At 69.8% G+C, this 23454-nt stretch carries 22 protein-coding genes; 16 read left to right on the top strand and 6 right to left on the bottom strand.

Annotated features, from left to right (window positions below; genetic code table 11):
• Positions 1-103 precede the first annotated feature (103 nt).
• Positions 104-1420, bottom strand: a complete 1317-nt coding sequence (locus ELQ90_RS09895; RefSeq protein WP_128495086.1) for an aspartate aminotransferase family protein — start codon at positions 1418-1420, stop codon at positions 104-106.
• Between the two features lie 119 nt (positions 1421-1539).
• Here ELQ90_RS09895 and ELQ90_RS09890 point away from each other — a divergent pair, with 119 nt between their 5' ends.
• Positions 1540-3078, top strand: a complete 1539-nt coding sequence (locus ELQ90_RS09890) for a PucR family transcriptional regulator (RefSeq protein ID WP_128495085.1) — start codon at positions 1540-1542, stop codon at positions 3076-3078.
• Positions 3079-3127: 49 nt separating this feature from the next.
• Here the strand turns inward: ELQ90_RS09890 and ELQ90_RS09885 are convergent, their stop codons facing one another.
• On the bottom strand, positions 3128-4639 hold the full coding sequence (locus ELQ90_RS09885; RefSeq protein ID WP_128495084.1) for a CoA-acylating methylmalonate-semialdehyde dehydrogenase: 1512 nt from the start codon (positions 4637-4639) through the stop codon (positions 3128-3130).
• Between the two features lie 223 nt (positions 4640-4862).
• On the opposite strand from ELQ90_RS09885, the gene ELQ90_RS09880 reads away from it, so the two are divergent.
• From ELQ90_RS09880 to ELQ90_RS09865, 4 genes are all read left to right on the top strand, one after another.
• The gene (locus ELQ90_RS09880) at positions 4863-5912 is read left to right on the top strand and encodes a permease (protein WP_424980808.1); all 1050 of its coding nucleotides are present in this window, start codon (positions 4863-4865) and stop codon (positions 5910-5912) included.
• The gene (locus ELQ90_RS09875) at positions 5902-6768 is read left to right on the top strand and encodes a TIGR03943 family putative permease subunit (protein WP_128495082.1); all 867 of its coding nucleotides are present in this window, start codon (positions 5902-5904) and stop codon (positions 6766-6768) included. Before ELQ90_RS09880 ends, ELQ90_RS09875 begins: the two co-directional genes overlap by 11 nt.
• Positions 6758-8194, top strand: a complete 1437-nt coding sequence (locus ELQ90_RS09870; protein WP_128495081.1) for a hypothetical protein — start codon at positions 6758-6760, stop codon at positions 8192-8194. The genes ELQ90_RS09875 and ELQ90_RS09870 overlap by 11 nt, the downstream gene beginning before the upstream one ends.
• Before the next feature lie 83 nt (positions 8195-8277).
• Positions 8278-8724, top strand: a complete 447-nt coding sequence (locus ELQ90_RS09865) for a hypothetical protein (RefSeq protein WP_128495080.1) — start codon at positions 8278-8280, stop codon at positions 8722-8724.
• Between the two features lie 7 nt (positions 8725-8731).
• On the opposite strand, the gene ELQ90_RS09860 is transcribed toward ELQ90_RS09865, so the two are convergent.
• A complete protein-coding gene (locus ELQ90_RS09860) occupies positions 8732-10141 on the bottom strand; it encodes an MFS transporter (RefSeq protein WP_243696109.1) in 1410 nt (469 codons plus the stop codon).
• An 88-nt stretch (positions 10142-10229) separates the two neighbouring features.
• Positions 10230-11120 carry a hypothetical protein gene (locus ELQ90_RS09855; RefSeq protein WP_128495078.1) on the bottom strand — a complete coding sequence of 297 codons (891 nt, stop codon included), beginning with the start codon at positions 11118-11120 and terminating at the stop codon, positions 10230-10232.
• Positions 11121-11399: 279 nt separating this feature from the next.
• Between ELQ90_RS09855 and rpmB the strand changes: the two genes are divergently transcribed.
• The 9 genes from rpmB to ELQ90_RS09810 all read left to right on the top strand — a co-directional run bounded on the left by rpmB (position 11400) and on the right by ELQ90_RS09810 (position 19405).
• A complete protein-coding gene (gene rpmB, locus ELQ90_RS09850; protein WP_027464952.1) occupies positions 11400-11636 on the top strand; it encodes a 50S ribosomal protein L28 in 237 nt (78 codons plus the stop codon).
• A gap of 2 nt (positions 11637-11638) precedes the next feature.
• Positions 11639-11806, top strand: a complete 168-nt coding sequence (gene rpmG / locus ELQ90_RS09845) for a 50S ribosomal protein L33 (protein ID WP_022897487.1) — start codon at positions 11639-11641, stop codon at positions 11804-11806.
• A gap of 3 nt (positions 11807-11809) precedes the next feature.
• A complete protein-coding gene (rpsN, locus tag ELQ90_RS09840; protein WP_128495077.1) occupies positions 11810-12115 on the top strand; it encodes a 30S ribosomal protein S14 in 306 nt (101 codons plus the stop codon).
• Positions 12116-12279: 164 nt separating this feature from the next.
• Positions 12280-13341 (top strand): trypsin-like serine peptidase, encoded by a 1062-nt coding sequence (locus ELQ90_RS09835; protein ID WP_128495076.1) that lies wholly within the window; start codon positions 12280-12282, stop codon positions 13339-13341.
• Positions 13338-14225, top strand: a complete 888-nt coding sequence (locus ELQ90_RS09830; RefSeq protein ID WP_128495075.1) for a hypothetical protein — start codon at positions 13338-13340, stop codon at positions 14223-14225. Before ELQ90_RS09835 ends, ELQ90_RS09830 begins: the two co-directional genes overlap by 4 nt.
• Positions 14218-15315, top strand: a complete 1098-nt coding sequence (locus ELQ90_RS09825; RefSeq protein WP_128495074.1) for a DUF4333 domain-containing protein — start codon at positions 14218-14220, stop codon at positions 15313-15315. The genes ELQ90_RS09830 and ELQ90_RS09825 overlap by 8 nt, the downstream gene beginning before the upstream one ends.
• A 284-nt stretch (positions 15316-15599) precedes the next feature.
• Complete coding sequence (locus ELQ90_RS09820) at positions 15600-15887, top strand: HU family DNA-binding protein (RefSeq protein WP_106562368.1); 288 nt, start codon at positions 15600-15602, stop codon at positions 15885-15887.
• A gap of 137 nt (positions 15888-16024) precedes the next feature.
• Positions 16025-18007, top strand: coding sequence for a bifunctional copper resistance protein CopD/cytochrome c oxidase assembly protein (locus ELQ90_RS09815; RefSeq protein WP_208020617.1), 1983 nt, complete (start codon positions 16025-16027; stop codon positions 18005-18007).
• A gap of 102 nt (positions 18008-18109) precedes the next feature.
• Complete coding sequence (locus ELQ90_RS09810) at positions 18110-19405, top strand: ATP-dependent DNA helicase (protein ID WP_128495073.1); 1296 nt, start codon at positions 18110-18112, stop codon at positions 19403-19405.
• A 60-nt stretch (positions 19406-19465) separates the two neighbouring features.
• Here the strand turns inward: ELQ90_RS09810 and ELQ90_RS09805 are convergent, their stop codons facing one another.
• Positions 19466-20008: a hypothetical protein gene (locus ELQ90_RS09805; protein WP_128495072.1), complete on the bottom strand. Its 543-nt coding sequence runs from the start codon at positions 20006-20008 to the stop codon at positions 19466-19468.
• A gap of 87 nt (positions 20009-20095) precedes the next feature.
• Positions 20096-20503 carry a DUF4383 domain-containing protein gene (locus ELQ90_RS09800; RefSeq protein WP_128495071.1) on the bottom strand — a complete coding sequence of 136 codons (408 nt, stop codon included), beginning with the start codon at positions 20501-20503 and terminating at the stop codon, positions 20096-20098.
• 299 nt (positions 20504-20802) lie between these two features.
• Here ELQ90_RS09800 and ELQ90_RS09795 point away from each other — a divergent pair, with 299 nt between their 5' ends.
• The gene (locus tag ELQ90_RS09795) at positions 20803-22053 is read left to right on the top strand and encodes a serine hydrolase domain-containing protein (protein WP_128495070.1); all 1251 of its coding nucleotides are present in this window, start codon (positions 20803-20805) and stop codon (positions 22051-22053) included.
• Positions 22054-22075: 22 nt separating this feature from the next.
• Positions 22076-23446: an L-serine ammonia-lyase gene (locus ELQ90_RS09790; RefSeq protein WP_128495069.1), complete on the top strand. Its 1371-nt coding sequence runs from the start codon at positions 22076-22078 to the stop codon at positions 23444-23446.
• The last annotated feature ends 8 nt before the right edge of the window (positions 23447-23454 follow it).

Here is a 23454-nt window from a genome sequence, read left to right as displayed (position 1 = left end):
GGGGGGCGAACGCGCCTCGTGCGCCACCCTGCGCCGGGCTCCGGCGGTTCCGCGGCGGACTCGCCGGAGCCCGGGCCGTTTCCGTCGTCTGCGTCGGCTCGGATCAGAGCGCCGCGAGCGCCTCGTCGATGATCGCGACCCCCCGCCGGGCCTCCTCGTCCGTGACGACGGCCGGCGGCACGACGTGCAGCCGGTTCTCGGCGGTGAAGGGAAGCAGACCTCGCGCGAGCAGGTCGGATTTGAGCGACCCCATCCGGGCGGCCTCGAGCGGAGTGCGCGCGTCACGGTCGGCGACGAGCTCGACGGCCCAGAAGACACCGGTGCCGCGGACCTCTCCGACGACCTCGTGGCGGGACAGCTCGCGGAGCGCCGGTCCCAGCACGTCCGCCCCGATGCGCTTCGCGTTCTCGACGACGCCCTCCTCCGCCATGGCGTTGATCGTCGCGACGACGCTCGCGGCCGCGAGGGGGTGGCCCGAGTAGGTCAGTCCGCCCGGGAAGACACGCTCGTCGAAGTGGTGGGCGATCGGGTCGGAGATCACGACGCCGCCGACGGGCACGTAGCCGGAGTTCACCCCCTTCGCGAACGTGATGAGGTCGGGACGCACGTCGAAGGCGTCGAACGCGAACCACTCGCCCGTCCGGGCGAAGCCCGCCATGACCTCGTCGAGGATGAGCAGGATGCCGTAGCGGTCTGCGAGCGCACGCGCCCCGGACAGGTACCCGGGCGGTGGGACGAGGATGCCGGCGGTGCCGGGGATGGTCTCGAGGAGGATCGCGGCGATCGTGTCGGGCCCCTCGGACTGGATGACGCGCTCGAGGTGGCGGAGCGCGCGTTCCGATTCCTGCTCTGGGGAGTCCGCCCAGAACTCGGAGCGGTACAGGTAGGGGCCGAAGACGTGCACGTGGCCGCGGGCGAATTCGTTCGGCATGCGCCGCCAGTCGCCCGTCGCGACGATCGCCGCTCCGGTGTTGCCGTGGTACGAGCGGTAGTGGGAGACGACCTTGTCGCGGCCCGTGACGAGGCGCGCCATGCGGATGGCGTTCTCGTTGGCGTCGGCGCCGCCGTTCGTGAAGAAGACCTTCGAGAATCCCTCGGGAGCACGGTCGAGGACGAGGCGAGCGGCCTCCGCCCGCGTCTCGTTCGCGTGAGCGGGCGCGACCGTCGTGAGGCGGGCGGCCTGCTCCTGGATCGCGGCGACCACCCGGGGGTGCTGGTGGCCGATGTTGACGTTGACGAGTTGACTCGAGAAGTCGAGGTACTCGCGCCCGTCGACGTCCCAGACGGTCGATCCGAGACCACCGGCGATGGGCAGGGGAGCGAGCGAGCCCTGCGCCGACCAGGAGTGGAAGACGGAGGAGCGGTCGCTCGCCGAGACGGAGGCGTTCGTCGCTGCGGTCGGCGAGGCGGTGGTGGTCATGGTGAACCTGTCCTTCGGTGCGATGGGTATCTCCATGTAAGCGTGTCGGCACGCGGGACGCGTGGCGGATTTGTCGATACCATCGGTTCAGAATCGACAAAGCGAGCATCGGAGGTGCCATGCCGACGACGCTCCGAGCCCTCCTCGCGACGCCCGCGTTCCGGTTGCGTCTCGTCGCCGGCGCGGACGACGCGTCCTCCGTCCTCGACGAGCCGCTGCTGTGGGCGCACAACTCCGACCTCGTGGATCCGACGCCGTGGCTCGAACCCGGCGGTTTCCTGCTGACCGACGGGACCCACTTCGGTGCGGACTCCCGGCGCGACGACGTCGACGCGTACGTGACGCGACTCGTCGGGAGCGGCACGCGCGCCCTTGGGTTCGCGACGGGCATCGTGCACGACGAGATCCCCGGAGTCCTCATCGACGCGTGCGCCCGCGGGGCTCTGCCGCTCCTCGAGGTCGCCGACCGGACGCCCTTCATGAGCATCATCCGGTCGGTGTCCGATGTGCTCGCGGCCGACCAGCGCGAACGGCTCGAGTGGTCACTCGCGGCGCAGCGCGCGATCGCACGCGCGGCCCTCCGCCCCGACGCCCTCGGAGCGATCCTCGAGGAGCTCGAGCGGCGGCTCGGATGCTGGGTCGCCCTCTTCGACCCGCTCGGGAACCGCATCGACGTCCGGACGCGCATTCCCATGCCGGCCGAGGCGGCTCCCGTCGTCGAGGAGGCCGTTCACGCGGCGCTCGCGCGCGGGAACCGGTCGAGCGCTCGCGTCATCGTCGGCGCTGAGGCGGTCACGGTACAGACGGTGGGGCAACGCGGACGCATCCGAGGCGCGCTCGTCGTCGGGACCGCCGCGCCGCTCGACGCCGCCGAGACGGATCTCGTCGCGAGCGTGATCGCGCTCGCGAGCATCGCCCTCGAGCAGAGCCGAACCGTCGAGACCGCGCGGCGGCAGTTGCGTTCGGGGCTCCTCGAACTGCTGCTGTCCGGCGTCATCGACGTCGCGAGCCGCACGGCGCAACGATTAGGGGGTCGGTTGCCCGAAGCGCCCGTGCGGGTCGCGGTGCTCACGGGAATCGATGAGGGGCGGTCGCTGCTCGACGAGCTGGACCTCCTCGCGGGCGAGGACGCCGGTCGCGTCTTCGTGGCGCAGCGGGACGACGAGGTCGTCGCCGTCGTGAGCGCTGCCGCCGAGTCGAGCGGGTCCGCGTTCGAGCGCGTCCTCGCCCGCCACGGTGCGCCGGTCGGTCTGTCCGCGCCGATCGAGTGGGACGACTTGCCACGCGGGCTCGCCGAGGCCCGTCAGGCCGCCGCCCGCGCGAGTGCCGACCGGCTCGTCGTGCGGTTCGAGGGACTCGCGGAGGAGGGCATGCTCGGGCTGCTGCAGGCGAGCGGAGCGGAGACGCTCGCGCGCCGCTTCCTCGCGCCGTTGCTGGCCCTGCCGGAGGCGGAACGGGAAGCCGCAGTGCGGACGGCGACCGTGTGGCTCGGCCACAACGGCGCATGGGACCCGTCGGCGAAGGAGCTCGGAATCCACCGTCAGACGCTGCGCAACCGCATCGCGTCCCTCGAGTCGCTGCTCGGCGTCGATCTCGGTGCGTTCCCGTCACGCTCCGAACTCTGGACCTCGCTCCACCTCCTCCCCCCGGAACATTGATTCGGCGATGGTGCGCGTAACGACGCGCACCATCGCCAAATCAATGGGGTCAGTTCTGGGGGAAGCCCAGGTTGATGCCGCCGTGGCTCGGGTCGAGCCAGCGGGAGGTGATCGCCTTCTGCTGCGTGAAGAACTTGACGCCCTCCGCGCCGTGCGCCTTCGTGTCGCCGAACAGCGAGTCCTTCCAGCCGCCGAACGAGAACGTCGCGACGGGCACGGGGATCGGTACGTTGATGCCGATCATGCCGACCTGGACCTCGTTCTGGAAGCGGCGGGCCGCTCCGCCGTCGTTCGTGAAGATCGCCGTGCCGTTGCCGAACGCGCCGCCGTTGATGAGCGCGACGCCCTCCTCGTACGACTGGACGCGCACGACGGAGAGCACCGGTCCGAAGATCTCCTCGGTGTAGGCACGCGAGGTGGTCGGGACGTTGTCGAGCAGCGTCGGTCCGAGCCAGAATCCGTTCGGGTCGCCGTCGACCTCGATGCCGCGGCCGTCGACGACGACCGTCGCGCCGTCCTCCTCCGCGATCCCGATGTAGGAGGCGACCTTGTCGCGGTGCACCTCGGTCACGAGCGGGCCCATGTCGCACGAGCGGCGACCGTCGCCGACCGTGAGCGTCGCCATGCGCTCGCCGATCTTCGCGATGAGATCGTCGGCGACCGGTTCGACGGCGACCACGACCGAGATCGCCATGCACCGCTCGCCCGCCGAGCCGAAGCCCGCATTGATGGCGCTGTCCGCCACGAGATCGAGGTCGGCGTCGGGGAGGACGAGCATGTGGTTCTTCGCCCCGCCGAGCGCCTGCACGCGCTTGCCGTGCGCCGTTCCCGTCTCGTACACGTACTTGGCGATCGGTGTCGAACCGACGAAGGAGATCGCGCGGACGTCGGGGTGCGTGAGCAGGCCGTCGACGGCTTCCTTGTCGCCGTTGAGGACCGTGAAGACGCCGTCGGGCAGCCCGGCCTCCTTCCACAGCTTCGCCATCCAGATGGCGGCGGACGGGTCCTTCTCGCTCGGCTTCAGCACGACCGTGTTGCCGGCCGCGATCGCGATCGGGAAGAACCAGGCCGGGACCATCGCGGGGAAGTTGAAGGGGCTGATGATGCCGACGACGCCGAGTGGCTGCTTCGTCGAGTAGACGTCGATGCCCGTCGAGACCTGCTCCGAGTACTCGCCCTTGAGGTGGTGGGCGAGTCCCGTCGCGAACTCGACGACCTCCTGGCCGCGAGCGATCTCGCCGAGCGCGTCGGAGACGACCTTGCCGTGCTCGCTCGTGATGATCTCGGCGAGCTCGCCCTTGCGCTCGTTGAGGAGCTCACGGAAGGCGAAGAGGATGTTCTGGCGCTTCGCGAGCGACATGTCGCGCCACGCGGGGAAGGCGGCGTTCGCCGACGCGATGGCCTTCTCGATCTCCGCCTGGTCGGCGAGGGCGACGCGCTTCGTCGCGACGCCGATGGCGGGGTCGAAGACGGGAGCGGTGCGACCGCTCGTGGAGGGGGACTCGGCTCCGTCGATCCAGTGCGGGACGACGGGGAGGTCGGTGGGGGTGTCGGTCGTCATGATCTCTCTCACAGGGGCGGTCGTGGACACTGGTCGCGTCGGTGACCACGTTAGTTCCGTCCATTTGTCCTGACAAATGTCAATTTGTCTAGTCGGTACTCCGGCCGTTCGACACATCGTCGGGTGCCGACCTCGCAGCGGACGAACGTCACGGCGTGCGGCGACCGAGCGATCGATCTCCGCTCACGGGGAGCATCGTTGTCACGGCGGTTACCCTGGACTGGTGCCAGCCGAACCCACGAGATCGACCGCGACGGCGCCGCCGTCGGGGCACGTCGCCGCTTCGCCGCGGAATCCGGCCGGTTCCTGGCGCGCTCCCGCGATCGGCGCGGGAATCGTCCTCGTCGTCCTCGTCGCGATCCGGCTCCTGAGCCCCGAGCGGCTCGACGTCCCCCAGGCCTTCAGCGACTTCTTCACGCTCACGCTGAGCGTGCTCATCGAGTCGCTGCCCTTCGTCGTCCTCGGCGTGCTCCTCTCGATCCTCGTGCAGGTGTGGTTGCCGGCCGGCGTGATCGAGCGCTTCCTCCCGAGTCAGCCGTTCCTCCGGCGTGCGTGCATCTCGCTCCTCGGCATGTTCCTGCCCGTGTGCGAGTGCGGCAACGTGCCGCTCGCGCGCGGCCTCATCATGCGCGGGTTCACCGTGCCCGAGTCGATCACCTTCCTCATCGCGGCGCCGATCCTCAACCCGATCGTCATCGTCACGACGCATGCGGCCTTCGGCTGGGACAGCGGCATCCTCGTGTGGCGCATCCTCGGCGGATTCGTGCTCGCCAACCTCATCGGCTGGATCTACAGCCGGCACCCGCGCCCCGGCTCCCTCCTCACTCCGGCCTTCGAGGAGGCGTGCCGCCGCGAGGAGCACTCGCACGGGACCCGCCTCGGCCAGAGCGTCGAGCAGTTCCAGACCGAGGCGCGCGCGGTCATGCCGGCCCTCATCATCGGCTGCTCGATCGCGGGTGCCGTCCAAGTGCTCGTCCCCCGGGCCGCCCTCGTGGCGCTCGGCACGAACCCCGTCCTGTCGGTGGCAGCGCTCATGCTGCTCGCGCTCGTCATCTCGATCTGCTCGAACGTCGACGCCTTCTTCGTCCTGAGCTTCGGCTCGACGTTCCTCCCCGGTGCGATCGTCGCGTTCCTCGTGCTCGGTCCCGTCGTCGACGTGAAGCTCCTCGCCCTCATGCGGACGACCTTCACGACGAAGACCCTCGCTCAGATCACGCTCGTCGCGATCCTGTTCACGGGAGCACTCGGTCTGGTGGTGAACCTTGTCGGCTGACCACATCCACGACCGGACGGACGCCACGACGGAGCGGGGATCCCGGTGGCTCGGCGCCGGGCTCATCCTCGTGATGAGCGTCTGCGCGGTCTGGCTCGCCGTCACCGGTCAGCTCGCGATCTACGTGAACCCGGGGAACACGCCCTTCATCGTCGCGATGTCGGGCATCGCGATCGTTCTGAGCCTCGCCGTACTCGCACGACCGCGGACGACAGGCGACCACGACAACGCGCACGACCACGACCACCCGCATCTCGAGGCGCTGCTGCACGAGGCCGACGGCACGACGTCCGCGCTGTCGGGCGACCCGCGCCCCCGTCGGCGGGCGCTGTCGGGCGTTCTCGGTGCCGTGACCGCGGTGTTCTGCGCGGCCTTCGCCCTCGCGTTCCTCGTCCTGCCGCCCCGCGCGATCAGCGCGGCGGTCGCCGAGATCCGCGACGTGAACGCGAGCACCCTGCTCACGGATCCGGTCGATCAGACCGTCGTGCTCACCGCGGACGCCGACTACTCCACCTACGGATTGCGGGAGTGGGCCGCACTCCTGCGACAGAGCACCCACCCCGAGAGCCTCATCGCGACGCCGTTCGAGGCGATCGGGTTCGTCACCCCGAGTGAGGAGTCCGAGGACTCCTTCGTCCTCACGCGCTTCGTCGTGAGCCATTGCGCGATCGACGCGCAGCCCGTCGGCGTCACGGTCTACTCACCCGGGTGGGACGAGCGCTTCGAGGTCGGGTCGTGGGTCGCGGTCGACGGCGCCTTCGCGGTCGCTCCCGATGCGTCGGCGGGGAGCCCCGTCTCGGTGGCTCCCGCCTCCGTCGATCCCATGGCCGAGCCGGACGTCCCGTATGAGTACTGAGCGCGCGGCGGGGCCGCCCGCTGGCGGACGTGCCCAACGCTCGGCGGCTCGGCGGCGGTCCGCGTTCCGGCGCACGCTCGCTGCGACCCTCGGCGCGCTCCTCGTGATCGCCGTCGGGGCCGGGGCCGTCGGTCTGCTGCAGGGACCCCAGCTCGCGAGAGCCGACATCGACGTGTCGTCGACCGTCGCGGACTCGGGCGCGCGCCTCATCCTCTACGCGGACCGACCGGTTCGCGAGGTCTCCCCGGACGACGTGGCGATCACGCCCGACGTGCCGGTCACGGTGCAGACGGAGGGCACGGCGATCCTCATCCGCTTCGACGCGGTGCTCGCGTACGACACCACCTATGAGGTGGCGATCGCCGGTGTGCGGTCGCCCGGATCGGCTCCCGTCTCCGACTTCGCCTACACGTTCACGACGGGAGAGCCGCCCCTCTACATCCTCGAGCGCGACGACACGGGGGACGACCACATCCGCCGCACGGACATCTCGGGCGACGAGGGCGAGTCCGTCTTCTCCGCGCCGCGCATCCAGCAGTTCGAGGTCGTGGGGGAGGAGCTCGTGGTCGCGACGATCACCGACGAGGACCACTCCCGACTGCTCTCCGTCCCCCTGTCCGGTGGGGAGCCGACGGAGATCCCGCTCCCGGGCGACGGTCGCGTCGAGCAGTTGCAGTCGTCGGCCCGCCAGTTCCTCGTCGGCTTCCTCTACTCCCAGGACGCGGGGACCGAGACGAGCATCGAGAGCGGCCTCTTCGTGCTCCAGATCAAGACGGACGAGCCGCCGAAACGCGTGGAGGCCACGGGTTCCGAGGAGACGAACGTCACGCAGTGGTCCTTCGTCCCGTCGACCACGTCGGTCCTCGTGCGCACCTTCGCCGACGAGCTCGTCGTCGCCGACGCGCTCACCCCCGGTGATCCGGTACTGCTCGGCGACGCCCTCTTCATCCACGGCTTCGTCGTCGACGAGCAGACCGCGATCATCGAACGGACGGATGCGATCGTCGAGGTCGACCTGCTGACGGGCGAGGAGAGCCCCTTCCCGGTGCCCCCGGACCTCACGGGCAACCCCGGCGAGCTCGCCTCCCTCTCGGCGACGGGCTACGCACGCATCTACTCGCAGTACGACCCCGCCACGAACTCCCTGAGCCAATCGGTCGAGGTCGTCGGGAACGGCACCTCGCGACAGCTCTACGGCGTCGACGACGGGGGCACGTCGATCCTGCAGGTCTGCGCGTCGCCGAACGGACAGTACATCGCCGTCGTCGAGGCGCGCGATCGCGCGGAGCTCGGCTCCGACCTGTACCCGATCCTGCCGATGCCGCGCGGCGTCTCCACGCTCGTGATCGATCGGGAGTCCGCCGAGGTCGAGGCGACGATTCCCGGCTTCGACCTTCCGTGGTGCGCGCGTCCGCCGACGGACTGAGCGGGCTCGCGGTTAGCCTGGCGAGACGGCGGTGGCAGTCCCGCCGGGGGAAGTGCAGGGGTCAGATGTCGAAGCGTCCGTTGATGGTGTCGATCGTGCTCGTCGCGGGGCTCGCGCTCGCCGGGTGCACGGGCGGGTCGCCTGAACCGACACGGTCGGCGACCGCGGGCGGGACGACGCGAACGCCGACGCCGTCGAGCGCCGACCCGTCGGAGTCCGCCCCACCCTCGACGTCGCCGTCCGCGACGCCGACCCCGACCACTCCGGCCGTCGCGTGGACGCCCGAGCGTGCCTATGCGGCCTGCATCGACTTCCACCGCGACAAGACGGCGGCGGACGGCCTCGACCCGGACTCGGCGACGTGGAATCCGTACAGCCCGGAGGTCGTGCGGCAGAGCGGTTCCGAGTGGCTCGTCGATCTCATCGGCACGGTGACGGACCCGGACGGCAACCAGTACGACGGCATCTTCTCCTGCACGGTCGGCGGTACGCCCGCGGCTCCGGCTGTGTCCGAGTCCGCCGGGATGTGAGCGGCGTCTAGGCGGAGGGCGCCCGAACAGCGGGCATCACGATGCCCGCTGCGATCGTGAGCGTTGCGGCGACGATGACAGCGAGGAACACCGCGCTCGAGCCGGACTGCACGGCCGCCGCGGACTCCGGGCCACCCGACCGAGCGATCACCGAGTTCGCGATCGCTCCGAAGACGGCGACGCCGACGGCGCTCCCGATGGAGCGCATGAACATGTTCGCTCCCGTCACGACGCCGCGCTCCTCCCACTCGACGGACGATTGCGCGGCGATGAGCGTCGGGGTCGCGACGAGACCGAGCCCGAGGCCCACGACGAAGCACGACACGGCGACGAGGATCGCGTCGGGTGAACCGGCCGTCGACCAGAGGAGCGCGGCGCCGACGACCGACGTCACGAGCCCGATGAGGGCCGTCGGCCGGAATCCCACGCGCAGGTAGATCCGCCCGGACTGCGACGCCGTGATGGGCCAGCCGATCGTGAGCGCCGCGACGGCGAGGCCGCCGATGAGGGGTGTCGCGCCCGCCGAGACCTCGAGGAAGGTCGGGACGAACGACGTGAGTCCCACGAGGATCGCGCCGACGCCGAGCGAGATGAGCGACGTCGTCGTGATGAGGCGACGGCGGAAGATCGAGAGCGGGAGGATCGGTTCGGCGGCGCGCTGCTCGATGAACCCGAAGATCACGAGCAGCACGGCACCGGCTCCGAAGGCCGTGAGGCTCTGCCAGGAAAACCAGTCCCAGGCGTTCCCGCCCTCGAGGACCGCGAGGATCACGAGTGTCAGCCCGACGGTGAGGACGCTCGCCCCGGCCACGTCGACGCGGTGATGGGTCCGCTCGATCGTCTCCTTGTGGTGCCGACGCAGCATGTACGCGGCCACGAGGCACAGCGGGATGTTGACGAAGAAGATCCAGCGCCAGTCGAGGTATTGCGAGAACAGGCCGCCGAGCGTCGGACCGGCGACCGACGAGATCGCCCAGACGCTCGCGAGGTATCCCTGTGCCTTCGCGCGCTCCCGCACGGTGTAGATGTCCCCCGCGATCGTGACGGAGACGGGCAGGACGGCACCGGCGCCGAGGCCCTGGACGGCGCGGAAGACGATGAGGGACGTCATGTCCCAGGCGAACCCGCAGAGGATCGAGCCGAGGAGGAAGAGGCCGATGCCCGTGAGGATGATCGGCGTGCGCCCGACGGTGTCGGCGAGTTTCGCGTACACCGGTACGGAGACGGCCTGCGCGAGCAGATAGACCGAGAAGAGCCACGGGAACTGCGCGAAGCCGCCGAGGTCGGACACGATCGACGGCACCGCCGTGGCGATGATCGTCGACTCGATCGCGATGAGTCCCGTCGCGAGCATGAGGGCGATGAGGACGGGGCCTCGAGCCGATCGGAAGCCGACCTCCTCGTCGGTCGAGGTCACGAGAGCATTCCGATGGAGATGGGCACGAAGGGGGGCAACGCTCTGCGGCGCCCCGCGCATTCCCCGGCGGGGGAGATCCGCGTCGCCCTCACTCTGCGGCGATGTAGACGGAGTCCGTCCATTCCCCGCTCACGGTCCACCGGCCGGTCGCCTCCGCAGCGGGCGGCAGGGCGACGAGGAAGTTCCCGCTCACCGTCTCGCCCGACGCGATGTCGTCCGTGAGGGCGAGGTCCGTCCCCGGAGCGCGCGCCGGCACCTCGCCGGTGTAATAGAAGACGTGGGCCGTGGGCGCGAAGGCGACGTACAGCTCGCTGGAGAGGGGCGTGGACCCCTCGCCGAGGTAGGTGATCTCGGCGGAGAGGTAGGCGTACTGCTCGAGCCCGCCGTCGAGGTCGCCCTCGACGTCGACGCCCGCGTTGGCCTCCTCCACCTCACCGAGAGCGTCGTAGGTCGCACTCGTGAGGGTGATCTCCCACCGCGCCTCGCCGTCACGCGTCACCACGACGGTCTCGCCGAGCGCGACGGGCGCATCGAAGGTTCCGGCCCCGGCGGCGTCGTCGATCGGTGCGATCGTCTCCTTCACGGACTCGTCGACGTAGCCGCCGCTGAAGAGCGCGGCCGATGTCGCGGCCGCGATCAAACCCGAGTACACGAGCGCGAGCGCGACCGAGACGACGAGCGCGACGACGCTCGTGATCGTCCCGGCGAGCGCCACGCCGCGCCCCCGCGAGAGGAGGAACAGCGCGGCGATGCCGAGGCCCGTTCCCGCGACCGCGAGTCCGGCGCTCGCGAGGTTGACGATGGGGACCGCCGCGCCGACGACCGCGAGCACACCGAGCACGAGCGAGCCGATGCCGAGAGCGCGTGCCGACACGGAGCCGTCGGCGGCCGCGGGCCTCGCGGCGGCGGGCGGGTAGGCGATCGGCGCGTACGGCGAGGTGGGGGCGGGCACGACGGTCACGGGGGCTGTATCGGGCACCACACGATCCTGGCCCACCTCGAGCCGGTCCCGCGTGTCCCTCTTGGAGTGCCACGCTTTCGGGGGCGGCGATCGCGGCGAAGCCGGAGTCGTAGCGGGGTTCGCCGCGAGCCGGTCCCTCGTGTAGGATGGCTCTTTGGCTGGGCGGACTCCTTTCGCCCATGCACGTGTGACAACCCTCTTCAGCATCATCCCACCAGCACGATCAGGGGGTTGAGTCACGCCGACAAGAGATCTTGGGCGGAACACTCGTTCCGCGGTATCGACAGGAGATTACCAATGGCAGCAGTGTGCCAGGTGACCGGAGCCGTTCCCGGCTTCGGACACAACATTTCGCACTCGCACCGGCGCACCAAGCGTCGTTTCGACCCGAACGTTCAGAAGAAGACCTACTACGTGCCGTCCCTTCGCCGTAACGTCACCCTCACGTTGTCCGCCAAGGGCATCAAGGTCATCGACGCCCGTGGCATCGAGTCCGTCGTGAAGGACCTGCTCGCACGTGGGGAGAAGATCTAACCATGGCCAAGCAGCAGGACGTCCGTCCCATCATCAAGCTCCGTTCGACGGCCGGCACGGGGTACACCTACGTGACGAAGAAGAACCGTCGCAACGACCCCGACCGTCTCGTGCTCAAGAAGTACGACCCCGTCATCCGCAAGCACGTCGATTTCCGAGAGGAGCGCTAAACCATGGCCAAGAAGAGCAAGATCGCCAAGAACGACCAGCGTAAGGTCATCGTGGAGCGCTACGCCGCGAAGCGCCTCGAGCTCAAGAAGACGCTCGTCGACCCCAACGCCACCGACGAGGCCCGCGAGGCCGCTCGTCTCGGCCTGCAGAAGCTGCCGCGCGACGCGTCGCCGATCCGCCTCCGCAACCGCGACGCGATCGACGGTCGTCCCCGTGGACACCTCTCGAAGTTCGGCATCTCGCGTGTGCGTTTCCGCGACATGGCGCACCGAGGCGAGCTGCCCGGTATCACCAAGTCGAGCTGGTAAGCATCGCACCACCCGCCCCATCGGGCGTGACACGACGGCCGGTCCCCTCGGGGGCCGGCCGTCGTCGTTCCGGCGGGGTGCCGGCCGATGCCGACCCCGTGGCATCCCGGCACGGGGGACTTCTCCCCCTGGGGGGTGTCGCACCCGGCTGTTAGCATCGCAGCATGCCCAGCACTCGGAGATTCAGGGGGTTCGCGGTGCTCGCGGCCATGCTGCTCACGGCGGCCGGCCTCACCGCGTGCACGGTGACCGTCGACGGAGAAGCGGTGCCCGCCGACCGGCCTCCGGGCATCAACGTCGACATCCTCGCGGCCGGGGAATCCGTCGACATCGACAGCGACCCGGGTGCCACCAACGAGTTCTGGGACGACAACGCCTCGAACGCGAGCGCTCCGGAGTACGAGCCTCCGCCCGAGGGCGAGGAAGCGCTCACGGACAACCCGACGGGCGTGTTCGTCGATCCCACGACGGGTCCCGTTGAGGCTGTCGATCCCGAGAGCCTCCAGGACTCCTCGGCCGGCAACCCCTTCGCAGCGCCGGGGCTCTCCGGGCAGGTCCACGGCCGACTCTACGGCGCCTTCGACGACCGGACGGCGTACGTGTGCTCCGCGACGGTCGTCACGTCCGCCGGAAAGAACATGGTCGCGACCGCCGCACACTGCGTCTACGACGCGTTCGGCAAGCGCTATGCGCAGAAGCTGCAGTTCGTGCCGGCCGATCGCAACCAGATGGAGGAGACGCCGTACGGCATCTGGTACGCCAACAAGATCTTCGCGCCCACCCAGTTCATCGAACAGGCCGAGGCCGACGCGACCGGCCGCACAGCAGGGAACGGCTGGTACTACGATTTCGCGTTCCTCAGCATGGATCCGGGCGAGGACGGGCAGCAGATCCAGGACGTCACGGGCGGCCAGGGCATCTCGTTCGGCGGTGAACTCGACGGCGTGCTCTCGATCGGCTACCCCGCGGCGCCGCCCTTCGACGGGCTGTCTCAGCGCTACTGCTCGGCGAGCAACGTCGCGGACCGGTACACCAACGACTACGTCCTGAACTGCGACATGACGGGTGGTTGCTCCGGCGGCGCGTGGCTCACGAAGTTCGATTCCACGACGGGAGCCGGGTACCTCATCGGCTCGAACTCCCGCGGTGGCGGCGGCCAGATGCTGAGCGCCGCTCTCGGCGAGGTCGCGCTCGCCCTGTACAACCAGGCCGGAGGGGGCGCGTGAGCCGCTCCCGTCGGCGCGCGATCGTCGGGTGCATCGCCCTCAGTGCCGTCGTCCTGGGCGCGAGCGGGTGCGCCACGCGTGAGGTCGACGGTGAGGCGCACGCCGACACCGCTGCGCGGCAGACCTTCCTCGAGTCGGTCTTCGACGAGCGCTTCACGGCAGCATCGGATCAGTTCACCGCCGGATCGGACGTCGCGGGACTCGAGTACGTCTCCACGGTCGGCGGTTCGGACGAGTTCGACCTGACACGCGACATCGTGCTGGTGGGAGACCCGGCGACCGTGGTCGTGCGCGAGAGCTCGAGTCGTGAGGGCGACACGATCGACGTCTACCACGAGGGCGGCTCCGACACCGACTTCCTCCTGCTCGGCTCGCTGTTCTCGGAGTTGAGCCCCACGCTGTGGACGGAGGTCCCGACCGTCATCGGCGCGAGCGACGACCCGTGCGCCCTCCCCGCCCAACGGGTGTTCTGCGGCGCGACCGCCGCGCTCGAGGCCGGAGACGGCGAGACCGCGGCGATCTACGACCTCACGACAGAGGACGACGGCACGTCTCGTGCGAGCGTCACGACGTCGCTCGCGAACATCGTCGCCCAATCGGAGGTCCTCGCGCTTCCGGCCGGCCTCGTCGATCCCGACGACGTCGACGAGGGAGCCACGGCGACCATCACGATCGAGAGCGATGCGGAGGGCGGATTCTCCGCGCTCGAGCTCTCCGCCGCGCTCGGCGGCGATGCCGGCCGCCTTCTCGTCGGGTTCACGTCCACGGGAGCCGTCGACCCCGACGAGATCCCAGAGGCGCCATCCCCCTTCGACGTCACGACGATCGCCGAGGCCGACGTCGACACCTTCTACGAAGAGATCCAGAGGTTGAGAGATGAGTGACGACCGCACGCCGACGGGCGCGGAAGGTCAGCAGCCGGGACTGCCCGGGCACGTGCCCGTTCAGCCGGTGACCGAACGTGATGACGCTCAGGGAGCACCGGCGGCGTCGCCGGGACACCCGCAGCAGCCTCAGCCGCCGGTGCAGGCGCCGGGGCAGCAGCCGATGTGGCAGCAGCCCACCGCCGGATCGCACTACCGGGGTGCCGAGCAACCGAACGCGCAGCAGCCGACCCCTCAGCAGCCGCCCTCTCAGCAGCCGCACCCGCAGCAGCCGAGCCAGCAGCAGCCGCACTCGCAGCAATCGGGTGGTCAGGCTCCGGGACAGCAGCCGTGGTGGAATCAGCAGCCGTCGGGCGGTGCGAACGCGCCGGCCCCGACGGCTCCCCGTCAGCAGAACGGTGCTCCGACGCAGCACCCGACGGGAGCGGCGCCGTACCAGCAGCCCGGTCCCTACGCCCCGCCGTCGGCGCATCAACCGAACCGCTCGGCGCCCCCGACCGACGTGCCGACCGCGCGGTATCCCGCTTCCACCGCTCCGACCGAGCGCTTCGGCGCCCCCGGCGGTCAGCCGGTGCCGTCGACCCCGGGTGCCCTGCAGGACTCGGCCTCTCAGCCCGGGCAGGCGGGTGCGCCGGGCCAGGGATACCCGGTCCAGTACGCCGCAGGACCCGGGCAGCAGCACTCCGCGACGCCGGGATTCGGGCACTACAGCCAACAGCCGGGTTCCGCCACGTCTCCCGGATCGCCCGCTGACACGTCGAGGAAGCGCCGATTCTCGTGGGGAGCCGCCACGATCGGTCTTCTCGCCGGGGCGGCCGTCGGTGCCCTCATCACGCTCGCCGCGACGGGTCAGTTCGTGCGACCCGTCTTCACCGGAGCATCCGTCGAGGACGGCGTCCAGGGCGTTCTCGAGGACGAGTTCGGTCTGCCCGACGTCGGTGACGTCTCGTGCCCCGAGGAACCGAGCGCCGCTGCCGGCGCCGAGTTCGCATGCGCATTCACGACCGGTGACCGGGAGTTCTCCGTCCAGGTGCGCGTGCTCGACTCCGGCGGACAGTACCTCGTCGGCGCCGTCTCGAGCGGCGACTGACCGAGTCCGCCGGATGCGACCGCCCTGACGGGCGGTCGCGTCGCTCGGTGCGCCGATACCCCTCGACGATCGGGTCGGGGACCGCTCCGGCGGCTCCGGATGGGCGCGCCGAGAGCCGACACGCCGAGGGCTATCTCGTCGTAGAGCGCGTAGTTCCGCGTAATCACGGGGATTTCTGTTACATTCGAGGCGGTCGAGAGACCGGTCGCCGCGCTGAAACGGTCGGTGGCCGCTACAGGAGAAAACGACTGTACTTCGTAACAAGGTCCTTAGGAGGACACTTCATGGCTGATAAGTCGCTTAACAAGACCGAGCTCGTTGCAAAGATCGCTTCGGAGTCGGGCCAGAGCCAGGCTGCGGTGAGCGGCGTCCTCGACGCTCTGTTCTCGGTTCTCGCTGACTCGGTCAGCAACGACGTGAAGGTCAGCATCCCCGGCTGGCTCGCCGTCGAGCGCACGTCGCGTGCCGCTCGCACGGGTCGCAACCCGCAGACGGGTGAGACGATCCAGATCGCGGCCGGCCACTCGGTCAAGGTCTCGGCGGGCTCCAAGCTCAAGGCCGCCGTCAAGTAGTCTCGGCTCCACAGACGCCTCGATGGGGCGGTCGGCGCGTCGCGCCGGCCGCCCCATCGAGGCGTCCGGGAGACGGCGATGGGTGGCGGCGGCCCGTGTCGGGCGGACCGTCAGGCGGCAGCGCGTACGCTTGAGGAGTGAATCGAACGACGCGCATCCTCGGGCCTGCCGTGCTCGTGCTCGTCGGGATCCTCGCGCTCGTCGCGGCCCTCGCCTTCGGCGGGGGAGCCGCCCCCATCTCGATCGGTGACCCGGGTCCCGTGGCGCGATGGGGACTTCCTCTCGCGAAGATGTTCGTCAACCTCGGCGCTGCCGGCGTCCTCGGGGCGATCGTGCTCGCGCTCTTCGCTCTCGGCCCGGGTCGGGACGAATTCGCGAAGACGCTCGACGTCGCCTCGGCGAGCGCGGCCGTCCTCACCGTCGCCTCCGGACTCACCGGGTTCTTCACGTTCCTCGTCGTGACGAACACGCCCTTCGCGATCGACGACGACTTCGGCGTGAGGCTCGGCTTCTTCCTCACCGAGGTCGAGGCCGGTCAGGCCTGGCTCACGACGACGCTGCTCGCCGCGACCGTCACGGTGCTGTGCTTCGCCGTCCGCAATCTCACGGCGCTCTTCTTCGTCGGCGTCCTCGCAGCCGTGAGCCTCCTGCCCATGGCTCAACAGGGTCATGCGGCGGGAAGCGCCGGTCATGACGCAGCCATCACGGCGCTCGGCCTCCACCTGCTCTTCGCCGCGGTGTGGCTCGGCGGTCTCCTCGCCCTCGTCCTCATCCGGCCGACTCTCGCGGCCGGTCGCCTCCCCGAGGTCCTCGCCCGCTACTCGACGCTCGCGCTCGTGTGCTTCGTCGTCGTCGCGGTGTCCGGCTACGCGAGTGCGGAGCTGCGGGTCGGCAGCCTCGACCGCCTCGCGACGCCGTACGGGCTTCTCGTCGTCGTCAAGGTCGCGGCGCTCGTCGTCCTCGGACTGTTCGGTGCCTCCTACCGGTCGATCCTCTTGCGCCGCATGGTGGATTCCGGGCGGGAGCGCGCACGGTTCTGGTGGATCGCGGTCGCCGAACTGGGCTTCATGGGAGTGGCATCCGGCGTCGCGTCGGCTCTCGCACGCACGGCGACGCCCGTCGCGGAGGCGGAGACCGCCCCGACGGTGCAGACACCGGCGCAAGTGCTCACGGACGAGCCGCTCCCACCGGAGCTCACGCCCATGGGCTACATCACGTCGTGGAACATCGACATCCTGTGGGGGCTGTTCTGTGCCTTCGCGGTCTTCTTCTACCTCGCGGGCGTGGTCCGGCTGCGTAGCCGCGGGGACTCGTGGCCCGTGCTCCGCACGCTGTCGTGGATGGCGGGCATCGTCCTGCTGTTCTGGGTGACGAGCGGCGTCGTCAACGTCTACCAGCAGTACCTCTTCAGCATCCACATGCTCGGTCACATGCTGCTCGCCATGGCGGTACCGATCCTGCTCGTGCCGGGCGCCCCCGTGACGCTCGCGATGCGCGCCATCCGGAAGCGGCAGGACGACTCCCGCGGTGCTCGGGAGTGGATCCTGCTCGCGGTGCACTCGCGCTATGCGACGGTCCTCTCCCACCCCATCGTGGCCGCCGTGCTCTTCGCGGGGTCGCTGTGGGTCTTCTACTTCACACCCGTCTTCCGCTGGGCGATGACCGACCACATCGGGCACCAGTGGATGATCGCGCACTTCCTCGCGACGGGCTACCTGTTCGTGCAGTCACTCATCGGCATCGATCCGATCCCGCACCGGTTGTCCTACCCGCTCCGGCTGTTCCTCCTGCTCGCCACGATGGCGTCGCACGCGTTCTTCGGCCTCACGATCATGTCGTCGCACGGGCTCTTCCTCGCCGACTGGTTCGGCGCGATGGGCCGCACGTGGGGCGCGACGCCCATGGAGGATCAGATCGTCGGAGGCGGCATCGCGTGGAGCATCGGCGAGATCCCGACCGTCATCCTCGCGATCGTCGTGGCGATCCAGTGGGGGCGCAACGACACGAAGGAGCAGAAGCGCGTCGATCGGGCGGCGGATCGCGACGACGACGCGGAGCTCAAGGAGTACAACGCGAGGCTCGCCAAGCTCGCCGACCGCGACGCCACGCCGAGTCGCTGACGACCGTCCCGCACGGCTCGCGCGCCCAGGGGAACGGGACGAGGGCCGTCGATTAAGATGGGAAGGGCTGCGGAGCGCGGCTCGCGGACAGGAGGGGCGCACGTGCAGGCTGTACCCCTCTCGGCCGAGCAGCAGGAGGTCTTCGACCTCATCGAGACGACGATGGAGCACGTCTTCGTCACCGGGCGCGCGGGCACCGGGAAGTCGACACTCCTCAACCACCTCTCCTGGAACACGTCGAAGTCGATCGTCATCGCAGCGCCCACGGGCGTCGCGGCGCTCAACGTCGGCGGCCAGACGATCCACTCCCTCTTCCGGCTCCCCATCGGGGTCATCGCGGATCACCCGATCGACCAGAACGACCAGCTCCGCAAGCTCCTGAACGCGATCGAGACGCTCGTCATCGACGAGGTGTCCATGGTGAACGCCGACCTCATGGACGCGATGGACCGCAGCCTGCGCCAGGCGCGGCAGCGGCCGCACGAGTCGTTCGGCGGCGTCCAGGTCGTGATGTTCGGCGATCCGTACCAGCTCGCCCCCGTTCCGGGTGACGGCGACGAGCGGGCGTACTTCGCCGACACCTACCGCTCGATGTGGTTCTTCGATGCGAAGGTGTGGCGCGACGCCGACCTCCGGATCGTCGAGCTCCGTCAGGTGCACCGGCAGCAGGACGAGGACTTCCGCTTCATGCTGAACGCCGTGCGCCACGGCCAGGTGACCGCGGAGATCGCCGGCGTCCTCAACACGACGGGAGCGCGCACCCCGCCGGAGGACGGCGTCATCACCCTCGCGTCGCGCAACGACGCCGTCACGCGCATCAACCGCGTCGCGCTCGAACGGCTCCCGGGTCGAGCACTCACGGCGAACGCCGAGGTGAGCGGCGACTTCGGCGGTCGCAACTTCCCCGCGGAGGAGGCGCTCGCCCTCAAGGTCGGCGCGCAGGTGATGTTCCTCCGCAACGACACGGCGGGCGAGCGCGGCATGCGTTGGGTGAACGGCACGATCGGGACGGTCACGCGGATCCAGGGGAACGTCCGCGTCGAGGTCGACGGCGAGGAGTTCGACGTCGAACCCGCCACGTGGGAGCGGTATCGCTACAGCTATTCGGCCACGACGAAGCAGTTGAAACGCGACATCGTCGCCGAGTTCACCCAGTTCCCCCTCCGCCTCGCGTGGGCCGTGACGATCCACAAGAGCCAGGGGAAGACCTACGACCGAGCCGTCGTCGACCTCGGTCAACGCGCTTTCAGCCCGGGTCAGACCTACGTCGCGCTGTCGCGGTTGACGTCGCTCGACGGCTTGTACCTGACACGAGCCCTGCGACCGTCCGACATCATCGTCGATCCGGACGTGCAGCGGTTCATGGCGGATGTCCGCCACCCGCCGGCAGCGGGCTGAGCCCGGACAGAGGCAGGCGAACGCCGTAGCCCCGGTGCGGCGACGGGAGCGCGTCAGCGGTCAGTGACCGCCGTGCTCGTCCTCGATGGCCGGGCCGGGGATGTCGTGGCTGCCGTGGGGAACGGCGAACTGGCCGGCCCAGGTGCCGGAGAGCGCGGGAGTGACGAGGGCCGCGACGATGGCGGCCGATGCCGCGAGCGATCCGATGAAACGCCAGGGGTGTTCCTCGCCCGACGTGGTACCGGCCGCCGTCGTCGAGCGCTCCGGCTCCGCAGGGCGGCGGAGCGAGAAGAGCACGACACCCGCGGAGATCACGCCGAGCGCCGATGCGGCCGCGAGCGGTCCGAGCGGAAGCAGGCCGCCGACCCCGAGCGCGATACTCGCGGCCCAGAACGCGACGGGCAGGAGAGTGACGATCGCGAACGTGCGGGGGGCGAGGACGCGTCCACGGACGAGCGTGAGCATCGCCCACACCATCCCGACGATCCCGGCGAGCACGAAGACGATGAAGAAGGGAGGGGGAGAGCCCGCGCCGACGGCCAGGTGCACGAGTCCGGTCCCCAGACCGGACACGGCGACCATCGTGCTGATGTTCCTCGACACGGGCTCTCCTCTCTCAGTGCGGCCGGCGCTGAGCCGACCGGTGTGGTGGTGCGGGTGATCGGCTCGACGCCGACCGGGACGGTCGCCTCAGACCGTCGCGGTGCGCGAGCGCTTGTCGGCGCCCAGGCCGGCACCGAGCAGAACGATGGCGCTCGCGAGGTGCAGGAAGTGGTCGGCCGTGTTGAGCGCGAGGATGTTCAGCGCCGAGTCGACGATGAAGAATCCGACGATGCCGAGGAGCAGGTAGACGAATCCGACGACCGTGTTGACGGTGCGGGCGGCCGAGATGCTCGAGAGCCCTGCGATGAGCAGCGCGGCACCGATCAAGAGGTGGGCGATGTTGTGGAGCGGGTTCACCTCGAAGATCCCGAGCAGCAGGCCGCCCTCGTTCGCGATGAAGTCCACTCCACCGGTCACGGCGAAGCCGAGAAGACCGACGAGCAGGTAGACGGCGCCGAAGATGGTGGCGACGAGGCGATTCACGGAATTGCGCATTTTTTCTTCCTCCTTGGTGCACGGCCGACTCCGCCGTGTCTTCTGAGCATTCGGAGGAGCGGGCGCGCTGGTTTGGTCCCACCTTCGCAGCAGACGCTCAGGTTGCTCGCCCCCTAGGAAACAACGGCGACCGTGTTGTACCATCCGGCGGCCCGGGGGCGGTGCTCCGACGGGTACGGCCCGTCGCCGAGTGATCCGGGGCGGCGATGATAGCGCCTCTCTAACAGTGCGGTCACGACCCGGGTCGAGGAGCGATCGCGGCGATAGGATCGGGAGGAAGAAAGAGGGGGAAGGTTCACGTGCGCTTCCGTTCGGGCATCGGCCGCCGCCTCGTCGCGGTGACGGCTGCTGCGACCCTTCTCGTCCTCGCCGGTTGTTCGAGCAACGGATCCGCATCGATCGACCTGCCCGCCCAAGCCGACGCTCCCCTCCCCGATGACATCCGCACGCGGATCGACGACGCCGTCGAGCGTGGCATGTCGCTCTCGGCCGCGTCCGGCGCGATCGTCGGGGTCTGGGCGCCCTGGGCGGGCTTCCACCTCGAGGGTTACGGCACGAGCGAGTTCGGCGGCGACCGGCCGATGACGCCCGACATGCACTTCCGCGCGGCGGCGACCACGAAGGCGATGACCTGCGCCGTCCTCTTCGGCCTCGTCGACGAGGGCAAGGTCGCCCTCGACGACTCAGCGGGCGACTTCGTCAACGTCGTGGGAATCGAGGGAGTCACTCTCGGCCAGCTCTGCCGGAGCACCGCGGGACTTGCCAACTTCCGGTCGTCCTTCCAGGACGAGTTCGTCACGAACCCGACGCGGCCGTGGGTCGCGTCGGAACTCGTCTCCGACGGTATCGCGCGATCCGGCGGCGCCGAGCCGGGGGCTGCTTATGCCGAGGATGACACGGCCTACGTCCTCCTCGGGATGGCGCTCGAGCGCATCGGCGGCGAATCGCTCGCCGAACTCTTCGATCGCTACGTGTTCGACCCGATCGGGATGTCGCAGTCCTCGTTGCCCGGTGCCCGGACCACGACGTTGCCGGACCCGGCCCCGCACGGGTACCAAGTGCTGAACGACGACTGCGCCTCACCGAAGGACCTCTCGGAGCTGTCGCCGTCGATGCTCGGAACGGCCGGCGGGGCGGTCACGACGGCCGACGATCTCAAGCGGTTCACGCAGGCCTACGCGACGGGCGCGATGTTCTCCGAGAAGTCGACGGAGAAGCTGTGGACGACGATCCCGCTCGGTGCCGAGGTGCCGACGTGGCAGGCGTACGGTTTCGGCGCGTTCCAGATCGGGCCGCTCCGCGGTCAGGTGGGCAGTATCCCCGGGTTCTCCACCGCCGCGTTCAGCGACCCCGAGAGCGGGCTCACCGTCGTGGTCATGCTGAACTCCTCGTCCGCGCGGTCGAAGCTCGTCCGGGCCCTCGCTCTCGAGCTCGCCTCCTATGCCGTCGCCGCGCCCGCCACCGGCGACGGCAAGGCTCCGGAGACGACGCTGCCGTGGTCCCCGGAGCAGATGCAGGCGGAATCCGCCGACGTGGCCGTCTGCCAATAACGGACCGGCCGAGGCGACGACGATGGTGTTGAGTGTCTTCGATCTGTTCAGCGTCGGGATCGGTCCGTCCTCGTCCCACACGGTGGGTCCGATGCGGGCGGCGCGACGTTTCGTCGACGGACTGGACCACGACGGGCTCCTCCCCGCGGTCGGGCGGGTGTGCGTCGAGCTGTTCGGTTCGCTCGGCGCGACGGGTCACGGCCACGGGTCCGAGAAGGCCGTCATCCTCGGGCTCGAGGGCGACGAGCCCGAGACCGTCGACACGCGCACGGCCGATGACCGGGCTGCCCGCGTGCGCGCCGACGCCTCGATCGCCCTGCTGGGACGTCACCGCATCGCGTTCTCGGCGGATGACCTCGTGATGCACCGGCGTCGCTCACTGCCGGCCCACCCCAACGGCATGACGTTCGCCGCGTGGGACGGCGACGGTCGCCTCCTGCGCGAACGCGTCTACTACTCGGTCGGCGGCGGCTTCGTCGTGGATGAAGAGGCCGTCGGCGCCGACCGCGTCGTGGTGCGGGAGAGCGCCGTGCCCTTCCCCTTCACGACGGGTGCGCAGCTGCTCGCGCACTGCGGAGCGTCCGGGCTCTCCATCAGCGACGTCATGCTCGCCAACGAGCGCGTATGGCGGAGCGAGGAGGAGATCCGTTCCGGCCTGCTCTCGATCTGGGCGACGATGCAGGAGTGCGTCCGCTCGGGGTGCACCACCACGGAGACGACGCTGCCGGGAGGGCTGCGCGTGCCACGTCGGGCTCCGCGCCTGTTCGCCGAGCTCGAGGCGGAGCACGGAGCGGGCGAGAGCAACCCGATGGAGTGGGTCAACCTCTTCGCCCTCGCCGTCAACGAGGAGAACGCGTCGGGCGGTCGAATCGTCACGGCGCCGACGAACGGGGCGGCGGGAATCGTGCCGGCGGTGCTCCACTACTACGAGCGCTTCGTGCCGGGAGCGGACCACGACGGCGTCGTGCGGTTCCTCCTCGCCGCCGCGGCCGTCGGCATCCTCTTCAAGGAGAACGCGTCGATCTCGGGAGCGGAGGTCGGGTGCCAGGGGGAGGTGGGGTCGGCGTGCTCCATGGCGGCCGGTGGACTGTGCGAGGTGCTCGGCGGGACGCCCGGTCAGGTCGAGAACGCCGCGGAGATCGGCATCGAGCACAACCTGGGCCTCACGTGCGACCCGGTGGGCGGCCTCGTGCAGATCCCCTGCATCGAACGGAACGCCATCGCGAGCAATACGGCGGTCAACGCGGCGCGCATGGCTCTGCGGGGCGACGGCGTGCACACGGTCTCTCTCGACAAGGCCATCAAGACCATGCGGGAGACGGGCGCAGACATGAAGGTGAAGTACAAGGAGACCTCGCGCGGGGGCCTCGCCGTCAACGTCATCGAATGCTGATCGGTGTC

The sequence above is a fragment of the Labedella phragmitis genome (assembly GCF_004078635.1).
GTDB lineage: Bacteria > Actinomycetota > Actinomycetes > Actinomycetales > Microbacteriaceae > Labedella > Labedella phragmitis.
This window is presented reverse-complemented; position numbering and strand designations above follow the sequence as displayed.

Bases quoted from the DNA above. Each gene is read 5' to 3' on its own strand.
- ELQ90_RS09895 (WP_128495086.1), bottom strand. From the start codon at position 1,420: ATGACCACCACCGCCTCGCCGACCGCAGCGACGAACGCCTCCGTCTCG.
- ELQ90_RS09890 (WP_128495085.1), top strand. From the start codon at position 1,540: ATGCCGACGACGCTCCGAGCCCTCCTCGCGACGCCCGCGTTCCGGTTG.
- ELQ90_RS09885 (WP_128495084.1), bottom strand. From the start codon at position 4,639: ATGACGACCGACACCCCCACCGACCTCCCCGTCGTCCCGCACTGGATC.
- ELQ90_RS09870 (WP_128495081.1), top strand. From the start codon at position 6,758: ATGAGTACTGAGCGCGCGGCGGGGCCGCCCGCTGGCGGACGTGCCCAA.
- ELQ90_RS09865 (WP_128495080.1), top strand. From the start codon at position 8,278: ATGGTGTCGATCGTGCTCGTCGCGGGGCTCGCGCTCGCCGGGTGCACG.
- rpmB (WP_027464952.1), top strand. From the start codon at position 11,400: ATGGCAGCAGTGTGCCAGGTGACCGGAGCCGTTCCCGGCTTCGGACAC.
- rpmG (WP_022897487.1), top strand. From the start codon at position 11,639: ATGGCCAAGCAGCAGGACGTCCGTCCCATCATCAAGCTCCGTTCGACG.
- rpsN (WP_128495077.1), top strand. From the start codon at position 11,810: ATGGCCAAGAAGAGCAAGATCGCCAAGAACGACCAGCGTAAGGTCATC.
- ELQ90_RS09835 (WP_128495076.1), top strand. From the start codon at position 12,280: ATGCCCAGCACTCGGAGATTCAGGGGGTTCGCGGTGCTCGCGGCCATG.
- ELQ90_RS09825 (WP_128495074.1), top strand. From the start codon at position 14,218: ATGAGTGACGACCGCACGCCGACGGGCGCGGAAGGTCAGCAGCCGGGA.
- ELQ90_RS09820 (WP_106562368.1), top strand. From the start codon at position 15,600: ATGGCTGATAAGTCGCTTAACAAGACCGAGCTCGTTGCAAAGATCGCT.
- ELQ90_RS09800 (WP_128495071.1), bottom strand. From the start codon at position 20,503: ATGCGCAATTCCGTGAATCGCCTCGTCGCCACCATCTTCGGCGCCGTC.
- ELQ90_RS09790 (WP_128495069.1), top strand. From the start codon at position 22,076: ATGGTGTTGAGTGTCTTCGATCTGTTCAGCGTCGGGATCGGTCCGTCC.